The sequence below is a fragment of the Cupriavidus mimosae genome, from assembly GCF_023952485.1.
GTDB lineage: Bacteria > Pseudomonadota > Gammaproteobacteria > Burkholderiales > Burkholderiaceae > Cupriavidus > Cupriavidus taiwanensis_C.
In genome coordinates this window covers 137,077-156,424 of the sequence record NZ_JALHRY010000004.1, presented here as the reverse complement: position 1 = coordinate 156,424, position 19,348 = coordinate 137,077, and the positions used below count along the sequence as shown (strand labels likewise).

Here is a 19,348-nt window from a genome sequence, read left to right as displayed (position 1 = left end):
CTATCCCACCGCAATATGGTGGCGCCGCGCAAAATCGATGACGTCGACGATCGATTTCGCGCCCAGTTTTTCCATTACCCGGGTCTTGTGCGTGCTCACGGTCTTGTTGGATATAAACAGGACCTGCCCGATTTCCTTGTTCGACATGCCCTTGGCCAGCATCTGCATGACCACCAGTTCCTTGTCCGACAGCGAGGCCAGGCGCTCGGCTTCATCAGCCAGCCCGGATTTGCCGTGGTCGATCTCCGGCATCACCGTATAGCCCGCCAGCACCGACTCCGTGCACCGCACGATTTCGGCCAGTTCCTGCGTCTTGCTGACAAAGCCGTGGGCGCCGGCATGGCGCGCGCGCGGGGCGAAGGCGTTCTGGTCCTGGCCCGAGATCACCAGGATACGCACCGTGGGATGGCTGGCCTTGAGGCGCGGAATCACGTCGAGGCCGTTGATTTTGGGAATATCCAGATCCAGGATGACCACGTCGGGCATGTATTGCCGCACGATCTCGATGGCTGCCTGGCCATTGTCTGCCTCGAGCACGTGGGTGACGCCCAGCACCTGGGAAAAGTGCGTCTTGAGTACGGCGCGCACGGGCGGGTGGTCATCGACGATCAGGATTGTGGTCAAACTGTACTCCGTTGCAAAGATCACGTTTTCCGCGCGACCGGGCACATCATTGTGCTAAGCCTTAGCGCCTTACGAAACCAGAAATTTCCGACGCACGGGTGGTTTCTTCCGAAAGGCCGCGCTTGCCATAGCGGCGGTGCCGTTCATGTGATGCACCGCAAACGTGCCGGCATTCCAGCATCGCAGCCATGCTTCCGATCGCGCCGCAAGCGGGCCCAGATTGTGTTCCATATGTGGCGCGACGGACGGCAAGGTGCCCGCGATTTCGAAATTTCCGTATCAATTTCAGATTCGTCCTAATGAGATGACGGGTCCGCGCCCCTAGAGTGAAGACAGTTCACTGACCTCGCCAAACCGCTTGCCGCTCCGTCCACCCTCCTCTGCTTCGCCACCCGCCATCACGCGCCCGCTTCGTGCTGCTGTCGACCCCACCCAACCTGCCCGGGCCAAGGCACGGGGCGGCCCGACCGCGCTTGCGCGGATACCCGCGTGCGCGCTGGCCCGGGCCATCTTCCTGTCTCCTGGCACGGTGACCGCTGCGATGGCAGCAACCATGCCAGCGCCCGGCCAGGCGCCGGCAGCGGCCGCCCATGCGCATCTGCTGGGCTGGTGCACCGCCATCCTGTGTGCGCTCACGCCCTGCCTGCTGGCCTGGATCATTGCGCTGTACCGCGAGATGCGCCGGCGCCGTGCCGCCGAAACCGCCCTGCAAGACTGCGTTGCCATCCAGACCGCGCTGCTTGACGGCATTCCGCAGCCTGTCTACCTGCGCGATGCCGCGTTGCGGCTCATCGCCTGCAACCGCGGCTATGAGGAACTGCTGGGCGCCACGCGCGCCAGCCTGCTGGGACAGCCCCTGGACGCCGTGCTGTCGGCACACCCCCTTGCCACCGACATGGCCGAACTGGCGCACGACTACCGCCAGGTCATCGAGGACGGCGCGCCGCTGCGCGCGGACCGATGCCTGCGCCTGGGCGACCGCACCTTGCATGTGCTGAACTGGCTGACCCCGCTGCGCGGCGCCGACGGCACCGTCAAGGGCCTGGCCGGCGGCTGCGTCGACCTGACCGAGCGCCACCAGATGCTGGCCGAGCTGGCCCAGGCCAAGACCGAGGCCGAAGCCGCCAACCGCGCCAAGTCCGCGTTCCTGGCCTCGGTCAGCCACGAGATCCGCACGCCGATGAATGCCATCACCGGCATGCTCGAGCTGACGCTGGCGCAAAGCCAGTTGCCCGACGGGCAGCGGCTGCAGCTGGTCACCGCGCACAAGTCGGCACTGGGGCTGCTGGCGCTGATCGATGACATCCTCGACCTGTCCAAGCTGGAGGCGGGCAAGTTCAGCATCCATCCGGCGCCCGCGTCTTTGTCAGCGCTGGTCGACGATACCCTGCTGATCTTCGGACCCGTGGCCGCGCAAAAAGGCCTGACCCTGACCAGCGGCGTCAGCGCCGCGCTGGCGCCGCTGCATCAGGTCGACGCGCTGCGCTTCCGGCAGATCCTGGCCAACCTGGTGTCCAATGCGGTGCGCTTTACCGACAGCGGCACGGTTCACGTCAGCCTGGACGCGCAGGCGCCCTGCGACGGCGTTCAGCACGTCGGGCTGACCGTTTCCGACACCGGCATCGGCATTCCCCTCGAGGCGCAGGCCCGGCTGTTCCAGCCGTTCGAGCAGGTGCACGGCTGCGCGCGCACCCACGCCGGCGGCACCGGGCTGGGGCTGGCGATCTGCCGGCGCCTGGCCACGGCCATGGGCGGGCGCATCACGCTGACCAGCGAGCCGGGCCGGGGCACGCGCGTGGCGGTGTCGCTGCCGCTGGCCATCGCCAGCGCGCCACAGCCGGCCGAACCAGCCGAGCCGGTGCGGCCGTTGCCCATGGCGGGTTGCCCGCGGCGCAACGCCAGCATCCTGGTGATCGACGACCACGCCCCCAACCGCCTGCTGCTGCAGCGCCAGCTGGAACACCTGGGCCACCGCGTGAGCACGGCTTGCGATGGCCGCGAAGCCCTGGCCGTGATGGACCGCGGCAGCTTCGACGTGATCGTTTGCGACTGCGCCATGCCAGTGATGGACGGCCTCGCCTTCACGCGCGCGGTGCGGGCCCGCGACAACGCCGACCGCTGCGTGCCCATCGTCGGTTGCACCGCCAGTGCCGTCGCCGGCGATCACGCCGCAGCGCTGGCGGCGGGCATGGACGCCGTGGTGGTCAAGCCGGTGGGCCTGCAGGCCCTGGATACCGCCGTGTCGCAGGCGTGCGGCGGCCGGCCTCTGCCGTCCAGCGCACCGGAGCCGGGACCAACCGCCCCCGCCCACGGGCAAGATCCGGCACCGTTCACCGGCGCGGTGAGCGGCGACGGCTCCCGCTGCGAGGCCCCGCCCGGCGCGCGGGCATCGTGGTGCGCGGTCTGCCGCGCGATGAACGTGCAGTGCGACCGCACCGATCTGCCCGAGGGCTGACCGGTCCGCTTCAGGGCTCCATCGGCACCGCGCTGGTGCACTTGATCTCGTCCAGGCACACGCTCGATTTCACGCCGCTGACGCCGGGAATGCGCATCAGCGTATCCAGCAGGAAATCCGACAGCGATTTCAGGTCGCGCGCGACCACCTTCAGCACGTAGTCGATATCGCCCGTCACCGAGAAGCACTCCTGGATCTGCGCCAGTTCCGCCACCAGGCGCTTGAAGTTGGAAAGGTCGCGGATATGCCCGCGCTCCATCGTGACGTGGATAAAGGCCACCACGCCGAAACCCAGCGCCGCGGCGTCCAGCCGCGCCTCATAGCGCTTGACCAGCCCCGCTTCTTCCAGCCGGCGGTGGCGCCGCAAGGTCTGCGCTGGCGACAGCGCGATGGCCTCGGCCAGTTCCAGGTTGGATGCCCGCCCGTTCTCCTGCAGCACCCCGAGCAAGCGGCGATCGGTGCGGTCCAGCTCGATTGATTGCACTTTGGTTTCCTCATCTTACGCATTCAGGAAATCAGATTTCATAATCTAGGGTTTCCCTGCCTGTTTTACGAAATCCAATTTTGCCGCCCCGAATATACACTGCATCCCAAGCAAGCGCACCGCAAACCCCTGCAGACAGGGGTCCGGTGCCGAGCCGGCTGGCCCCGGCGCGACTGCGCAAGCAAGTGCTGAAGCCACAATATTATTTCCCGCCCCTACGTTCTTACCGAGAAAGCCATGGCCGACCTGTTTGACAATCCGATGCAGCTGATGGGCTTCGAATTCGTGGAATTCGCCTCGCCTACCCCCGACCTGCTTGAGCCGCTGTTCGAGCAGATGGGCTTCACGCTGGTGGCAAAGCACCGCTCCAAGGACGTGGTGCTGTACCGCCAGGGCGAAGTGAACTTCATCGTCAACCGCGAGCCGCACAGCCACGCCGCCTACTTTGCCGCCGAGCACGGCCCGAGCGCCTGCGGCATGGCTTTCCGCGTCAAGGATTCGCACAAGGCCTACGCCCGCGCGCTGGCGCTGGGCGCGCAGCCGGTCGAGATCCCGACCGGCCCGATGGAGCTGCGCCTGCCGGCGATCAAGGGCATCGGCGGCGCGCCGCTGTACCTGATCGACCGCTTCGAGGAAGGCAAGTCGATCTATGACATCGACTTCGAGTTCATCGAGGGCGTCGACCGCCACCCGGTCGGCCACGGCCTCAAGCTGATCGACCACCTGACCCACAACGTCTACCGCGGCCGCATGGCTTATTGGGCCAATTTCTACGAAAAGCTGTTCAATTTCCGCGAAATCCGCTACTTCGATATCCAGGGCGAATACACCGGCCTGGCCTCCAAGGCCATGACCGCGCCGGATGGTAAAATCCGCATTCCGCTGAACGAGGAATCGTCCAAGGGCGCCGGCCAGATCGAAGAGTTCCTGATGGCCTTCAACGGCGAGGGCATCCAGCACATCGCCTTCCTGACCGACAACCTGATCGAGGTCATCGACCGCCTGCAACTGGCCGGCGTGCCGCTGATGACCGCGCCGAACGACTACTACTACGAGGCGCTCGACACCCGCCTGCCCGGCCACGGCCAGCCCGTCGAGCAACTGAAGTCGCGCGGCATCCTGCTGGACGGCACCACCGAAGGCGGCAAGCCCCGTCTGCTGCTGCAGATCTTCTCCAAGACCGCGCTCGGCCCGGTGTTCTTCGAGTTCATCCAGCGCCAGGGCGACGAAGGCTTCGGCGAAGGCAACTTCAAGGCACTGTTCGAGTCGCTGGAACGCGACCAGATCGAACGCGGCACGCTCAAGGTCGAGGCCTGACCGGCATCGACCTGCCCCTGACCGGTCTCGGCCGCCTTCGTCGGTGCGCCGGTCCGGCAACGCGCACGCCCCGCGCGGCAGACACCCTGCCGCGCGCGCGGCGACGACCCCCAGGCCCAAGCGTCCGACTCAGACAACAGCCAGAGACGCGGGCCCGCATTCCATGAGAATGGGTAGAGGACACACTGCATGCATTCCAGCAATAACGACGGCTCGCTCAAGCGCGGGCTGAAGAACCGGCACATCCAGCTGATCGCTCTGGGTGGCGCCATCGGCACCGGACTTTTCCTGGGCATCGCCCAGACCATCAAGATGGCGGGGCCTTCGGTCCTGCTGGGCTATGCGATCGCCGGCATCGTGGCGTTCTTCATCATGCGCCAGCTCGGCGAGATGGTGGTGGACGAGCCCGTCGCCGGCTCGTTCAGCTACTTTGCCGACAAGTACTGCGGCCATTTCGCCGGCTTCCTGTCGGGATGGAACTACTGGGTGCTGTACATCCTGGTGAGCATGGCTGAGCTCTCCGCGGTCGGCATCTACGTGCAGTACTGGTGGCCGGAGATCCCCACCTGGGTCTCGGCACTGGCGTTCTTCGTCATCATCAACGCGATCAACCTGGCGAGCGTGAAGTCCTTCGGCGAGATGGAATTCTGGTTCTCGATCATCAAGGTCGCGGCGATCATCGGCATGATCGGCTTCGGCGGCTACCTGCTGATGTCCGGCAATGCCGGCCCGCAGGCCAGCGTGGCCAACCTGTGGCAGCACGGCGGCTTCTTCCCCAACGGCATGGGCGGTCTGGTGATGGCGATGGCGGTGATCATGTTCTCGTTCGGCGGCCTGGAGCTGGTGGGCATCACCGCGGCCGAGGCGGACTCGCCCGAGAAGACCATCCCCAAGGCCACCAACCAGGTCATCTACCGCATCCTGATCTTCTACGTGGGCGCGCTGGCCGTGCTGCTGTCGCTGTACCCGTGGGAGAACGTGGTCACCGGCGGCAGCCCGTTCGTGCTGATCTTCCACGCGCTGAACAGCAACTGGGTGGCCAACGTGCTGAACGTGGTGGTGCTGACCGCGGCGCTGTCGGTCTACAACAGCGGCGTGTACTGCAACAGCCGCATGCTGTACGGCCTGGCCAAGCAGGGCAACGCGCCCAAGGCGCTGCTCAAGGTCAACCAGCGCGGCATCCCGCTGACGGCGCTGGCGTTCTCGGCCGTGGCCACCGCGGCCTGCGTGGTGATCAACTACTTCATGCCAGGCAAGGCCTTCGAGCTGCTGATGGGGCTGGTGGTGTCGGCGCTGATCATCAACTGGGCCATGATCAGCCTGATCCACCTGAAGTTCCGCGCCGACAAGCGCAAGGCCGGCCAGGCCACGGGGTTCCAGAGCTGGGGCTATCCGCTGACCAACTACCTGTGCCTGGTGTTCCTGGCCGGCATCCTGGTGGTGATGTACCTGACTGAAGGCCTGCGCCTCTCGGTGTACCTGATCCCGGTGTGGCTGCTGGTGCTCGGCGTGAGCTACCTGGTGCGCCAGAAGAAGGCCGGCGCCGCGCTGCAAGCCGGCGTGGCCGCGCAGCAGCTGCGCTGACCAGCCCCCAGCCAGGCTGGCGCCTACAGCCTGCGGGCGCCGCCGGTTAAAATCCAGGCTGCGCGGCGCCTTGCGCCGCGGCAGCCGCCCCCGACCCAACTCCATCGCATCCCATGTTCGCACACATCGAGGCCTTTCCCGGCGATCCGATCCTCTCGCTCAACGAGGACTTCCAGCGTGACCCGCGCACCGACAAGGTCAACCTCAGCATCGGCATCTACTTCGACGACGACGGCCGCCTGCCGGTGATGCAGGCCGTGGCGCAGGCCGAGGCCGCGCTGCTGGCCGACATGGGTCCGCGCCCCTACCTGCCGATGTCGGGCCTGGCGGCCTACCGCAATGCCGTGCAGGCGCTGGTGTTCGGCGAGGATTCGCCGGCGCGCGCCGCCGGCCGTATCGCCACGCTGCAGACGCTGGGCGGCTCGGGCGCGCTGCGCGTGGGTGCCGATTTCCTCAAGCGCTACTATCCGCAGGCGCAGGTGTGGATCAGCGACCCCAGCTGGGAAAACCACCGCGTGGTGTTCGAGCGCGCCGGCTTCACCGTCAACACCTACCCGTACTATGATGATGCCACCGGCGGCCTCAAGTTCGACGCCATGATCGATGCACTGCGCGCGATCCCGGCCGGCAGCATCGTGCTGCTGCATGCCTGCTGCCACAACCCCACCGGCGTCGACCTGAACCAGGACCAGTGGCGCCAGCTGATCGCCCTGCTCAAGGCCAACAACCTGCTGCCGTTCGTCGACATGGCCTACCAGGGCTTCGGCGCCGGACTGGAAGACGACGCCTTCGCCATCCGCGAACTGGTGGCGCAGGACGTGCCCTGCCTGGTGGCCAACTCGTTCTCGAAGAACTTCTCGCTGTACGGCGAGCGCTGCGGCGGCCTGAGCGTGTTCTGCAACACCGCGACGGAGGCGTCCAACGTGCTGGGCCAGCTGACCGGCGCGGTGCGCGCCAACTACAGCAACCCGCCCACGCACGGCGCGCGCGTGGTCTCGAAAGTGCTGACCACGCCCGAACTGCGCCAGCTGTGGGAACAGGAACTGGCCGAGATGTGCGGCCGCATCGCGCGCATGCGCGAGGCCATCCACCACAATCTGCGCGACCATGTCAGCGGCGAGGCGCTGTCGCGCTACCTGACCCAGCGCGGCATGTTCACCTACACCGGCCTGACGGCCGACCAGGCCGAGCGCCTGCGCGAGGAGCACGGCGTGTACCTGCTGCGCTCGGGCCGCATGTGCGTGGCCGGGCTGAACGAGCGCAATGTCGGCATCGTGGCCAAGGCCATCGGCAGCGTGCTCAAGGGCTGAACCCGGTTCCACACGGCCTCATGGCGGCGCCTTCGGGCGCCGTTTTTGTTTTGTGGCGCGCGGATTCACCCAGCGTAATTTCTACACGCACCGCGTGGCGTTTTTGACGCTTGCCCCCGCCGCGTAGCCGTAGCGCCCACGGCGCCATGGCCGGGGCGCTGCCCGGCACTGAACTTGCAGCCATCCGGTATTCCCGGCGCCTTCTGACGACATGCCGGGACGCCGACAGAAGGCTCGCCCATGTCCGAAGACAACGTACCGGCCCATTGCAGCACCACCGCCCCGCCAGGCGCGGCCACCCGCGCAGTCACGCTCCATGTCAACGGCAAGCCCTGCAACCTGCAGCTGGAACCGCGCTGCACGCTGCTCGACGCGCTGCGTGAAATCCTCCATCTGACCGGGGCCAAGAAGGGCTGCGACCGCGGCCAGTGCGGCGCGTGCACGGTGCTGGTCGACGGCCACCGCATCAACGCCTGCCTGACGCTTGCGGTGATGCAGGAAGGCCGCCACATCACCACCATCGAAGGCCTGGCCAGCGGCGATACGCTGCACCCGATGCAGCAGGCCTTCGTCACCCACGACGCGCTGCAGTGCGGCTTTTGCACCCCCGGCCAGATCTGCTCGGCGGTGGGCATGCTGGCCGAGGCGCAGGCCGGCCATGCCAGCGCGCTGCGGCCGCTGGGCGCGCCGCCGCTGCCGCTCGGCGACGACGAAATCCGCGAGCGCATGAGCGGCAACCTGTGCCGCTGCGGCGCTTACCCCAATATCGTCGCCGCGGTCCGCGCCGTTTGCGGCAAGGGCGACGGCAGCTAGGGCCGGTATGAATCCTTTCGCTTATGAACGGCCGGGCTCGGTCGACGAGGCCATGCGCCTGGGGAGCCAGCCGGGCGCGCGCTATGTGGCCGGCGGCACCAACCTGCTGGACCTGGTCAAGGCCGGCGTGGAAGCGCCGCGGCTGCTGGTCGATGTCAGCCGGCTGCCGCTGGACCAGGTCACGGCGCTGCCCGATGGCGGCCTGCGCCTGGGCGCGATGGCCAGCAACACCGATGCGGCCAACCATGCGCTGGTGCGCGAACGCTATCCGCTGCTGGCGCAGGCGCTGCTGTCGGGCGCGTCCGGGCAGCTGCGCAATATGGCCACGGTGGGCGGCAACCTGCTGCAGCGCACCCGCTGCCATTACTTCTATGACCTGGGCTTCCCGGCCTGCAACAAGCGCAAGCCCGGCTCGGGCTGCGGCGCGCGCGACGGCATCAACCGCATCCATGCCATCCTCGGCGCCAGCGAGCATTGCATCGCGGTGCATCCTTCCGACATGTGCGTGGCGCTGGCCGCGCTCGAGGCCGTGATCGTGGTGTGCGCCACCACCGGCGAGCGCCGCATCCCGATCGGCGACTTCCATCGCCTGCCCGGCGACACCCCGCAATGCGACACCATGCTCGCCCCCGGCGAGCTGATCGTCGCCATCGAACTGCCGCCCTCGCCCTACGCCGCCCACGCGCACTACCTGAAGGTGCGCGACCGCTCCAGCTTTGCCTTCGCCCTGGTCTCGGTCGCCGCGGCGCTGGACCTCGACGGCAAGCTCGTGCGCAGCGCCCGGCTCGCGCTGGGCGGCGTTGCGCACAAGCCCTGGCGCGTGCCCGCGGCGGAACGCGCGCTGGCAGGCCGGCCGCTGAGCGCGCACAGCGCGGCCGACGCGGCGCGGCTGCTGCTCGACGGCGCGCACCCGTATGCGCACAACGCGTTCAAGATCGGCCTGGCGCAGCGCGCCGTCGCCCTCGCGCTGAAGGTTGCCAGCGGCCCGTCAGGAGCTTCGGCATGAGCATAACCGGCACCCCGCTCGACCGCGTCGACGGCATCCCGAAGGTCACCGGCCGCGCCCGCTACAGCGCCGACCACACCCTGCCGGGACTGGTCCATGCGGTGATGGTGACCAGCGCCATCGCCCGCGGCGAGATCGTCGCCATCGACACCGCCGCGTGCGAACGCATGCCGGGCGTGCGGCTGGTGCTGACGCCGTTCAACGCCCCGCACCTGCCCAGGGGCGGCAAGGCGGCCGCGGACATCACCACCGCCGGCCACGTCATGAGCCTGCTGCAGGACACCACGGTCCACTACAACAACCAGCCCATCGCGGTGGTGGTGGCCGATACGCTCGAGCAGGCCCGCGACGCCGCGCGCTGCCTGCCGGTGCAATACCGGCCGGCCGATGCCGAGCTGGACTTCGCGCAGGCGCGCGCGCGGGCCCGCAAGCCTGACGAGGACGAATCCGCCGACAGCCGCCGCGGCGATCCCGATGCGGGCCGGCGCGGGGCCGCAGCCGTGATCGACGCGGTCTACACCACGCCGATGGAAACCCACAACCCGATGGAGCCGCATGCCACCCTCGCGGCGTGGGATGGCGAGCAGCTCACCCTGTACGACGCGACGCAATACGTCACCGGCGTGCGCAAGGCCGTCGCCGCCGCGTTCGGCATCGCCGCCGACAAGGTGCGCGTGATCTGCCCGTATGTGGGCGGCGGCTTTGGCTGCAAGGGCTCGGTGTGGTCGCACGTGGTGCTGGCCGCGGTAGCGGCGCGGCAGGTCAGCCGTCCGGTCAGGCTGGTGGTGGAACGGACCCAGATGTTCGGCCCGGTGGGCGGGCGGCCTTTTACCGAGCAGCATGTGGTTGCCGCCGCGGCGGCCGACGGCGCGCTGCAGGCCTTACGCCATGACGTGACCACATGCACTTCCACGATCGAGGAATGGGTCGAATCCGCCGCGCTGATCACGCGCCGGCTCTACGCCTGCCCCAACGTGCAGACCAGCCACCGGCTGGTCGAACTGGACATCGGCACGCCCACCTTCATGCGCGCGCCGGGTGAAGCGCCCGGCAGCTTTGCGCTCGAATGCGCGCTCGACGAACTGGCGGAGCGGCTGGGGCTCGACCCGCTCGCGCTGCGCCTGCGCAACCACGCCGACACCGATCCGGACAAGCAGCTGCCGTTCTCGAGCAAGTCGCTGCGCGAGTGCTATCGCGACGCCGCCGAGCGCTTCGGCTGGGCCCGCCGCGCTCCGGCCCCACGCTCGATGCGCGTCGACGGCAAGCTGGTGGGGATGGGCATGGCCACCGCCACCTATCCAACCTACCGCTCGCCGGCCAGCGCGATGGTACGCCTGCTGCCGGACGGTACGGCGCTGGTGCGTTCGGGCTCGCAGGACCTCGGCACCGGCACTTATACGGTGATGACGCAGGTCGCCGCCGATGCGCTGGGCCTGCCATTCGAACACGTACATTTTGAACTGGGCGACACGGCCTTCCCGCAAGCTCCGGTGTCGGGCGGCTCGCAGTCCGTGGCCAGCGTCGCGCCCGCCGTGCAGCAGGCGGCCGAAGCGGCACGCCTGCGCCTGATCCGCCAGGCCGTGGCCGATACCGCCTCGCCGCTGGCTGGCGCGCCGGTGGAGGACGTCGAGGTCGTCGAAGGCTGGCTGCAACGCCGCTCGGATCCGGCGCAGCGCGAACCGATGTCCGCGCCGATCCGGCGTGCGGGCGGGCGAGCGATCGAGGCCCGCGCCAGCACCAAACCGGGCAAGGAGCGCCAGGCGTATTCCATGCATGCTTTCGGCGCGGTCTTTGCCGAAGTCCGCGTCGACCCGGACCTGGGCGAGATCCGCGTCCACCGCGTGGTTGCCAGCTACGGCGCCGGCCGGCTGCTGAACCGCAAGACCGCGCACAGCCAGCTGATGGGCGGCATCGTCTGGGGCATCGGCATGGCGCTGTACGAGAAGACCGAGCTGGACCTGGCCACCGGGCGCGTCGCCAACGCCAACCTGGCCGAGTACCACGTGCCGGTCAATGCCGACATCGGCACCATCGAAGTCACGGTGGTGGACGAGGACGATCCGCATATCAACGCGCTCGGCACCAAGGGCATCGGCGAGATCGGCATCGTCGGCGTGGCCGCGGCCATTGCCAATGCCGTGTACCACGCCACCGGCCGGCGCGTGCGCGACTTGCCGATCACGCTGGACAAGCTGATGGACTGAACGCCCCGAGGTCATCAGGCAGGCCGAGCCAGTGGTTGCGCGGGCGGCGATCCGGTGGAAAGATGTCGCCCACGGGCCCCGCGCCCGCAACCCATGGAGGCTGCCGTGACCGAGCGAAATCCGCCGCGTACTTCCTCGTGCATCGCCCTGCTGCTGGCCACCGGCGCGCTGCTGGCCGCCGGCCGGGCCGGCGCCCAGACGCCGGCCCCGCTGGCCGAATGGCAGTTCTCCGCCGGCATTCCGCTGCAGAAGCTGTTCCAGGACGACATCCCCGACTGGCAGGTCCGGCTGGGCGCCGCAGCGATGCTGCGGCCGCGCTACGACGGCTCGTCCGAGTACATCGTGATCGGCGGTCCCAGCATCGACATCCGCTACCGCGACCTTGCCTTTGCGTCGATCGGCGAAGGGCTGGGCCTGAACCTGCTGCGCGGCAAGAACTGGCGCGCCGGCATCGCGCTCACCTACAACCTGGGCCGGCGCGGCCAGGAAGACTCGCCGCACCTGGACGGCATGGGCAATATCAACCCGGCGCCGGAAGGCAAGCTGTTCGCCGAATACGCGGTCTCGAAGGAATTTCCGCTGGTGCTGCGCATCGACGCGCGCCGCAGCCTGGGCGGCAGCGATGGCTGGATCGGCGACCTCGGTGCCTATATGCCGCTGCCCGGCAGCTCGGAGAAGTTCTTCTGGTTCGCCGGCCCCACCGTCACGCTGGCCGACTCGCGCTACATGAATGCCTGGTACGGCGTCAGCGCCGCGCAGGCGCGCGCCGGCCGGCCGCAGTACCACGCGCGCGGCGGGATCAAGTCATACGGCTTCGGCGTGACCTCGGTGTGGTACTTCGCCAAACACTGGTTTGCCAGCTCTGACGTGGCAGTGTCGCAACTGGCCGGCGATGCCGCCGACAGCCCGATCACGCGCAAGCGGACCAATGCGGTGTTCGACCTGTCGGTCAACTACGAATTCTGACGATCGTCGCGGCCAGCTGGTTCGGCTATCGCACATTGGATGGCCCGCGCCCGTGTTTCGGCTGCCGTTGGCGCGGCACCGCGCAGACTGCGTCCCGCATAATTGGCCGGCCGGAGTTCCGGCCGCAGCCCCGCCAGGGGATTGCCAGGCATGCCAAAGAAGGAGACGTAGTTGAAGTCCAGCATCAAGCATCGCGTCGCGCGCCGCGCGCGTTCCATCGCCATCGCCGTTGCCGGCATGGCCGCCCTCCACACCGCCCCTGCTGTCCTTGCCGCCGACGCATGGCCGGCCAAGCCGATCAAGGTGATCGTGCCCTACACCCCGGGCGGCTCCACCGACACGGTCTCGCGAGTCGTGTTCGAGCAGGTCTCGCAACGGCTGGGCCAGCCCATCATCATCGAGAACAAGCCCGGTGCCAACAGCACCCTGGGCGTCGGCGTGGCCGCGCGCTCGGCGCCGGACGGCTACACCTTTGTCTCGGTGCTGGCGGCCTACAGCGCCAACATGTCGCTGTATTCCAAGCTCAGCTACAAGCCCGCCGACCTGGTGCCGGTGGCGGAAATGGCCGAGCTGCCGCTGTTCCTGTTCGCCAGCAAGAAGCTGCCGGTCAAGACCGTGGCCGAGCTGGTCGACTACGGCAAGAAGCATCCCGACACGCTGACCTTCGGCTCCAGCGGCGTCGGCAGCTCCGCCCATCTGACCGGCGAGCGCCTGGCGATGGAATCGAAGCTCAAGCTCACCCACGTGCCCTACAACGGCAGCGCGCCGATCCTGCCGGCACTGGTGTCCGGCGAGGTCTCAGTGGCGTTCGACCCGCTGCTGGTGCCGATGCCGCACGTCAAGTCAGGCAAGATCAACGTGCTGGCCGTCGCCTCGGCCAAACGCTGGCCGGGCGAGCCCAATATCCCGACCATGGAAGAAGCCGGCTTCCCCGGCTTCGTCATGAGTTCATGGACCGGCCTGCTGGCGCCGGCCGGCACGCCGCAGCCGATCGTCGCGCGCATGGCCCGGGAAATCGCCGCGGCCACGCGCAGCCCGGAAGTCACCAAGAAGCTGACCGACCTCGGCTTTGTGCCGGTGGGCGGTACGTCCGAGGATTTCCGCAAGCTGATCGAGCGCGATACCAGGCGCTATGCGGAGATCGTCAAGGCGGGCAAGATCACGCTCGACTAAAGACCGCGGGCTGGCGGCGCCGAGCGCCGCCAGCCACGCTGCACGGTTTACCAGCGGTGCTGGTACATCGCCGTCAGCGTGATGCCCGCGGCCGGCAGCCGGCTGGTGTTGTTGCTGTTGCGCAGCAGCTGGCTGTACAGCGGGTAGTAGTTGCGGTTGAACAGGTTCTCGATGCCGACCGTGATCGTATCCTTGCGCGTCAGCTCATAGCGGCTGATCAGGTCGACCGTGGTATAGCTGCTGACCTCGCGCCGGCCGAAGCTGTTCTGGCCGTTGAGCCGGTAGTCGCGACTGGCGTAGTAGCTCAGCTGCACGCGGTTGCTCCACTGGCTAACGGGACGGAACTGCAGGTAGGCCGTGACCTTGAGCGGCGGAATGCGGTAACCGGTCATGTCCTGGAAGTCCGCGCTGCCTTGCGGCCGCTCGCGTCCGTTGATCCAGGTGATGGTGCCGCCCGCGCCCCAGCGCTCGTCGTCCGAACGGTAATCTGCGGCCGCTTCCACGCCCGCGATGCGCTCTTCGGTACGGGTCAGGATCAGGCCGTTGTTGAAGCTCTGCACGTCGCCAAGCTTGGAGGTGGTGTAGAACAGCGCCACGCTCGCCAGCGTATTGCCCAGCGCGCCGCGCCAGCCCACTTCATAGTTGTTGGTCTTGACCGGGTCCAGGCTGGACGAATTGATATCGAAGCCGGCACGCGCATTGCGGATCTGCAGGCCGATGTCCGGCAGCTGGAAGCCCTGGCTGAACGAGGCATAGAACTCCTGGCCCTTGACCGGCGCATAGGCCGCCCCCAGGTTGAACAGCCAGGCGCCATAGTTGACCGTGCCGCCCTTTACCGTGGCCGGGTTGCTCACGCGCGCTTGCGACAAAGGCACGAAATCATCGAAGCTGGCGCTGGCGCGCTCATAGCGCAGACCGCCCTCGGTCGACCACTGCTCGCTGAACTTGTGCTGCAGCTGGCCGAAGATGCCGCCACTGCGCGTGGTCAGCGGCGGCATATAGGTGGCCGTGCCGATGCGGTTGAAGACCAGCCCGCCGCTGCTGTCGTAAGCGCGCGGATCGAACAGGTCCAGCGGCATGTCGCTGCGCTCCTGGTTGTAGTCGGCGCCCCACAGCAGCTTGGTGGCCTTGGCCTGGCCCAGCGGCGTGCTGATGGTCAGGCGCCCGCCGAACACGTCGCTGTTCTGGCTGATCTGGTCGACATTGCCGCCACGCGTGGCCACCGCGCGCGCATCGAACGGCGGGAAACGCGTAAAGTAGTCGCGGTAGTAGAACTGGCTCGATACCGTGCTGCCGAACAGGTCCTGGTGCTGGTAGTCCAGGTTGACCACGGTATTGCGCAGCTCGTTCTGCTTGTCCAGCTGCAGGCCGCGAATCGCGCGCGCGGCGGTAGAGCCGGCCGGCGCCCGGGCCACGGACGGATCGGACGCATAGTCGGTGTCCTGCTTGGCCTGGTACCGGCTGACGCTCAGCTGCAGGCGCTGCTGGCCGTCGATGCGCCAGCCCAGCTTGCCGCTCAGGTTGTAGACATTGGAATCGAACAGATCGCCCTGGCTGGGCTCCGGCGCAATGCGGTGGCCTTCGGCATCGTAGGGGCTGCCGATGCGTTGCGCGCCCAGGTGGAAGGCATAGTCGATCGGTCCCTGGCTGCCGGAGAAATGCTGCTGCACGTTGGCGCTCAGCCCTTCCTTGCTCAGCCGCGTCAGCGGCGTGCCCAGCGTGACCGTGGTGTCCGCGCTCGGCGGCCCGCCGGCCTGGCGCGTGGTGATCGAAATGATGCCGCCGCTGGCACCCGCCCCGTACAGCGCGCTGCTGCCGCGCAGCACCTCGATGCGCTCGATATTGCTGGGGTCGATGGTCGCCAGGTTGCGCGCCGAATCGCGGTTGGTATTCAGCGGGATGCCGTCGACCAGCACCAGCGCGCTGCGCCCGCGCAGGGTCTGGCCAAAATCCGTCACCGTGCGGCTGGAGTCGGCCATGCCCGGAATGATCTTGCTCAGCATGGTGGCAAGGTTGGTCGACCCCGTGCGCAGCTGGTCCAGCTCCTCGCGCTCGATCACCGTGACCTGCCGCATCGGGTTGACCAGGTCGCTCTTGATACGGTCGACCCGCACCTCCACCGCATTCAGGCTGCCCGCTTCCACCGACGCGGCCGGTGTCTGGGCCTGAGCTGAGGCCTGGGCAGCCGAGACAAGCGGCATCGTGCCCGCGATGGCACAGATCAGCAGAGACAGCGGGCGGGGACGAAGGGCGAAGCGGATAGAGGTGGCCGGAAAGGATTGCATGGTGGCTGCAGGCGCGCGCGCAGGGTTTTAATGATTTACAACAAAACCGGAAATGATAATGATTCCCGATTGCGTTAGCAAGCGCGGACGCGGCCCTGCTTATGTCTGGCATGGCATATATGGCAGCGCAGGACGCGATCGGAACCCGCCCCGCTTGCCGTGATAGAGTCGGTCTTCATTCGCTGTAGCCAGCCTTGTGTCGCCATCCATCGAGCGTGGACCAGGCGATCCGGCCCGCCGCCAACCTCGCATGGAGAACCACGCCGGTACGCACAGCATGACCGACCCGATCCCGCCTATCGTCCCCGCGCAAACCGCCCTGGTAGTCATGCACTACCAGACCGACATCCTGGCCCTGTTCCCCTGCGTCGCTCCCACCTTGCTTGCCAATACGCGCAAGCTGTGCGACGCCGCGCGCTCCCGGGGCGTCAGCGTCTATTTCGCCAAGATTCACTTCAGCCCGGGCTATCCGGAAGTCAGCCCGTTGAACCGCAATGGGCAGGGAATCAAGCAACTGGGCCTGTTCGTCGACGACCAGGTCTCGCCCGAACTCGGGCGGCGGGACAGTGAGCCGCTGATCGTCGCGCATCGCGCCAGCGTGTTCTTTGGTACCGACCTGCAGGTACGGCTGTCCGCGCAGGGCATCGATACCCTGCTGATGGCGGGCATTGCCTCGACCGGCGTGGTGCTGTCGTCGGTGGCGTATGCAAGCGATGCGGATTTCCGCCTGTTCACGGTCAAGGATTGCTGCTACGACCCGGACCAGGTCGTGCACGACCATCTGTTCGCCACGGCATTCGATTCGCGCACCACGGTGCTGTCGCTCGCCGATGCCCTGGCGCTGCTTGGCTGAGTCACCTGATTCCGGCAGCCGAGGCGCAGCGGGCACACCAACGACTGAGGAGAACCCATGTTTGACCACGTCAAATTCGGAGTCAGCGACTATGCGGCAAGCAAGGCGTTTTTCCTCAAAGCGCTGGAGCCGCTCGGTGTAGCGGTGGCGTCGGAGGGAGCACCGGCCTACGGTGTCGAGCTCAGCGGAAAGGGCAAGGCTTCGTTATGCCTGTTCCAGACCGACGAAAAACCCGCGCATCTGCACCTGGCATTTGTCGCCGGGACCCGGCAGCAGGTCGACGCCTTCCATCGCGCAGCGCTGGCGGCCGGGGCCAGGGACAATGGCGGACCCGGACTGCGACAGCACTACCACGCGAACTACTATGCGGCGTTCGTCATTGGTCCTGACGGCCACAACATCGAGGTGGTTTGTCACGCGCCCGGCGCGTAACCCATCGGATCAAGGCCTGTCGTCATCACTGCGCTGCTGGTGGCAATCACGGAGGCGCCAGCCCCTGCCGCTTAGGATTGATGCGCGTCAAGCACGCATCCACGCGGGCATCTACGCTGAAGAAGTCGACCCGCAACCTTGCTTGCGCACATCCCTTCGTCAGGAGACTCATCATGTACCAGCGCATCCTGCTCGCCATCGATGGCAGCCGCTCCTCGGACCTGGCCCTGAGCCAGGCCATCATCATCGCCAGGGCGACCGGCGCCGAAGTCAAGGCCTTGTTCGTGGCGGACGACACCGATGTCTTCTTCGAAGCCAGCTACTTCAACCCGAAAGAACTGGTCGACAGCCTCATCGCGCATGGCCGCAAGGCGCTCGATGCGGCCTCCGTCCGGCTCAGCGAGGCGGGCGTGCCGAACCTGATGCAACTGAATGAGAAGCCGGTGGCGCCGGGCCAGATCTCGTCGACCATCGTTGCCGAGGCCGATGCCTGGAATGCCGACCTGATCGTGCTTGGCACGCATGGGCGCCGCGGGGTACGGCGCCTGTTGATGGGCAGCGTCTCGGAAGGCGTGCTGGCCAAGACAAGCAAGCCCGTGCTGCTGGTTCGCAGCGAGGTCGAAGGGTAGCCCCAGGGACTGCAGTCGGTGGTGACACCGCAAACGTCAAGGTCTGCGTTGCCGGTGTGCAAGGGACCGCCTTCGCTCGCGACGCATTGCGGCAAGCCAGAGCGTGCCAGCCCGGCAGGTACGAAACCTGCAAGCGCATGCTGACACCAGCACTCACCGCATCCTTGCCATGAAACCTGTCACGCTGATTGGCGCCCCCACCGATGTCGGGGCCGGCACGCGCGGCTGCTCGATGGGCCCGGAGGCGCTGCGCGTCGCCGGCCTGGCGCAGGCGCTGTCACGCAACAATCTGCAGGTCGAGGACGCCGGCAACCTGAGCGGCCCCGCCAATCCATGGCAGCCGCCCCGGGACGGGTTGCGCCATCTCGACGAAGTGCTGGCGTGGAACCGTGCGGTCTATGACGCATGTCTCGGCACCCTGCAAGCCGGACGGCTGCCGCTGCTGATGGGTGGCGACCATTGCCTGGCGATCGGCTCGATCAGCGCCGCGGCGCGCCATTGCCGTGACACCGGCAAGACCCTGATGGTGCTGTGGCTCGACGCGCACGCCGACGCCAATATCGGCACCACCACGCCCACCGGAAACATGCATGGCATGCCGGTGGCCTGTTTGTGTGGAGACGGGCCGGCGCCACTGACCACGCTGGCCGGGGCGGCGCCAGCGGTGCAGCGCAGCGCGATCCGGCAGATTGGTATCCGCAGCGTCGATGCCGAGGAAAAGCGCCGCCTGCACGAGTTGCACCTGACGGTGTACGACATGCGCTACATCGACGAGAACGGCATGCGCCACACCATGCAACAGGCGCTGGCGGGCATGGACGCGCAGACGCACCTGCACGTCAGCTTTGACGTGGATTTCCTCGACTGCGCGATCGCGCCCGGCGTGGGCACGACCGTGCCGGGCGGCCCGACCTATCGCGAAACCCAGCTGTGCATGGAAATGATTGCCGATACCGGCCAGTTGGCATCGCTCGACGTGATGGAACTGAACCCGGCCTGCGACGTGCGCAACCAGACCGCGCAACTGGCCGTGGACCTGGTGGAAAGCCTGTTCGGAAAATCGACGCTGTGGCGTCCGCCGCCCGCTTGAAAAGTTGCACGACGTGCCTGTCGATACTTCAAAGCCGTGCCGCATCCGCCCCGGCCAAGGCGAAACGTCTTCGGGCAAGGACTCGCCGCTACTGCCGGCGCCGCCGCCACAACGGCACAGCAG

16 protein-coding genes are annotated in these 19,348 nt (G+C 67.4%); 13 read left to right on the top strand and 3 right to left on the bottom strand.

What is annotated here, in order from left to right; all coding sequences use genetic code 11:
- Positions 1 to 624: a response regulator transcription factor gene (locus tag MKD50_RS09350; protein ID WP_115700197.1), complete on the bottom strand. Its 624-nt coding sequence runs from the start codon at positions 622 to 624 to the stop codon at positions 1 to 3.
- A gap of 541 nt (positions 625 to 1,165) precedes the next feature.
- On the opposite strand from MKD50_RS09350, the gene MKD50_RS09345 reads away from it, so the two are divergent.
- A complete protein-coding gene (locus MKD50_RS09345) occupies positions 1,166 to 3,079 on the top strand; it encodes a PAS domain-containing hybrid sensor histidine kinase/response regulator (protein ID WP_252666960.1) in 1,914 nt (637 codons plus the stop codon).
- 10 nt (positions 3,080 to 3,089) lie between these two features.
- Here the strand turns inward: MKD50_RS09345 and MKD50_RS09340 are convergent, their stop codons facing one another.
- The gene (locus MKD50_RS09340; protein ID WP_025581629.1) at positions 3,090 to 3,563 is read right to left on the bottom strand and encodes an Lrp/AsnC family transcriptional regulator; all 474 of its coding nucleotides are present in this window, start codon (positions 3,561 to 3,563) and stop codon (positions 3,090 to 3,092) included.
- A gap of 237 nt (positions 3,564 to 3,800) precedes the next feature.
- On the opposite strand from MKD50_RS09340, the gene hppD reads away from it, so the two are divergent.
- The 8 genes from hppD (at position 3,801) to MKD50_RS09300 (ending at position 13,936) form a co-directional block, all read left to right on the top strand.
- Positions 3,801 to 4,880, top strand: coding sequence for a 4-hydroxyphenylpyruvate dioxygenase (gene hppD / locus MKD50_RS09335; RefSeq protein ID WP_252666959.1), 1,080 nt, complete (start codon positions 3,801 to 3,803; stop codon positions 4,878 to 4,880).
- Positions 4,881 to 5,069: 189 nt separating this feature from the next.
- Positions 5,070 to 6,464, top strand: coding sequence for an amino acid permease (locus MKD50_RS09330; protein WP_115700196.1), 1,395 nt, complete (start codon positions 5,070 to 5,072; stop codon positions 6,462 to 6,464).
- 113 nt (positions 6,465 to 6,577) lie between these two features.
- The gene (locus tag MKD50_RS09325) at positions 6,578 to 7,774 is read left to right on the top strand and encodes an amino acid aminotransferase (RefSeq protein WP_115700195.1); all 1,197 of its coding nucleotides are present in this window, start codon (positions 6,578 to 6,580) and stop codon (positions 7,772 to 7,774) included.
- 240 nt (positions 7,775 to 8,014) lie between these two features.
- Complete coding sequence (locus MKD50_RS09320) at positions 8,015 to 8,587, top strand: 2Fe-2S iron-sulfur cluster-binding protein (protein ID WP_252666958.1); 573 nt, start codon at positions 8,015 to 8,017, stop codon at positions 8,585 to 8,587.
- A gap of 7 nt (positions 8,588 to 8,594) precedes the next feature.
- Positions 8,595 to 9,593, top strand: coding sequence for an FAD binding domain-containing protein (locus MKD50_RS09315; RefSeq protein WP_240071999.1), 999 nt, complete (start codon positions 8,595 to 8,597; stop codon positions 9,591 to 9,593).
- Positions 9,590 to 11,797 carry a xanthine dehydrogenase family protein molybdopterin-binding subunit gene (locus MKD50_RS09310; RefSeq protein WP_252666957.1) on the top strand — a complete coding sequence of 736 codons (2,208 nt, stop codon included), beginning with the start codon at positions 9,590 to 9,592 and terminating at the stop codon, positions 11,795 to 11,797. The genes MKD50_RS09315 and MKD50_RS09310 overlap by 4 nt, the downstream gene beginning before the upstream one ends.
- 93 nt (positions 11,798 to 11,890) lie before the next feature.
- Positions 11,891 to 12,763, top strand: coding sequence for a MipA/OmpV family protein (locus tag MKD50_RS09305; protein ID WP_252666956.1), 873 nt, complete (start codon positions 11,891 to 11,893; stop codon positions 12,761 to 12,763).
- Between the two features lie 171 nt (positions 12,764 to 12,934).
- Entirely contained in the window at positions 12,935 to 13,936 is a 1,002-nt protein-coding gene (locus MKD50_RS09300) for a Bug family tripartite tricarboxylate transporter substrate binding protein (RefSeq protein WP_115700190.1), read from the top strand.
- Positions 13,937 to 13,983: 47 nt separating this feature from the next.
- Here the strand turns inward: MKD50_RS09300 and MKD50_RS09295 are convergent, their stop codons facing one another.
- Complete coding sequence (locus tag MKD50_RS09295; protein ID WP_252666955.1) at positions 13,984 to 16,221, bottom strand: TonB-dependent receptor; 2,238 nt, start codon at positions 16,219 to 16,221, stop codon at positions 13,984 to 13,986.
- Positions 16,222 to 16,471: 250 nt separating this feature from the next.
- Between MKD50_RS09295 and MKD50_RS09290 the strand changes: the two genes are divergently transcribed.
- The 4 genes from MKD50_RS09290 to rocF all read left to right on the top strand — a co-directional run bounded on the left by MKD50_RS09290 (position 16,472) and on the right by rocF (position 19,225).
- On the top strand, positions 16,472 to 17,074 hold the full coding sequence (locus MKD50_RS09290) for a cysteine hydrolase family protein (RefSeq protein WP_115700188.1): 603 nt from the start codon (positions 16,472 to 16,474) through the stop codon (positions 17,072 to 17,074).
- A 57-nt stretch (positions 17,075 to 17,131) separates the two neighbouring features.
- A complete protein-coding gene (locus MKD50_RS09285; RefSeq protein WP_252666954.1) occupies positions 17,132 to 17,506 on the top strand; it encodes a VOC family protein in 375 nt (124 codons plus the stop codon).
- 173 nt (positions 17,507 to 17,679) lie between these two features.
- Positions 17,680 to 18,135, top strand: coding sequence for a universal stress protein (locus MKD50_RS09280; RefSeq protein WP_115700186.1), 456 nt, complete (start codon positions 17,680 to 17,682; stop codon positions 18,133 to 18,135).
- Between the two features lie 169 nt (positions 18,136 to 18,304).
- On the top strand, positions 18,305 to 19,225 hold the full coding sequence (gene rocF / locus MKD50_RS09275) for an arginase (protein WP_252666953.1): 921 nt from the start codon (positions 18,305 to 18,307) through the stop codon (positions 19,223 to 19,225).
- Positions 19,226 to 19,348: the final 123 nt, after the last annotated feature.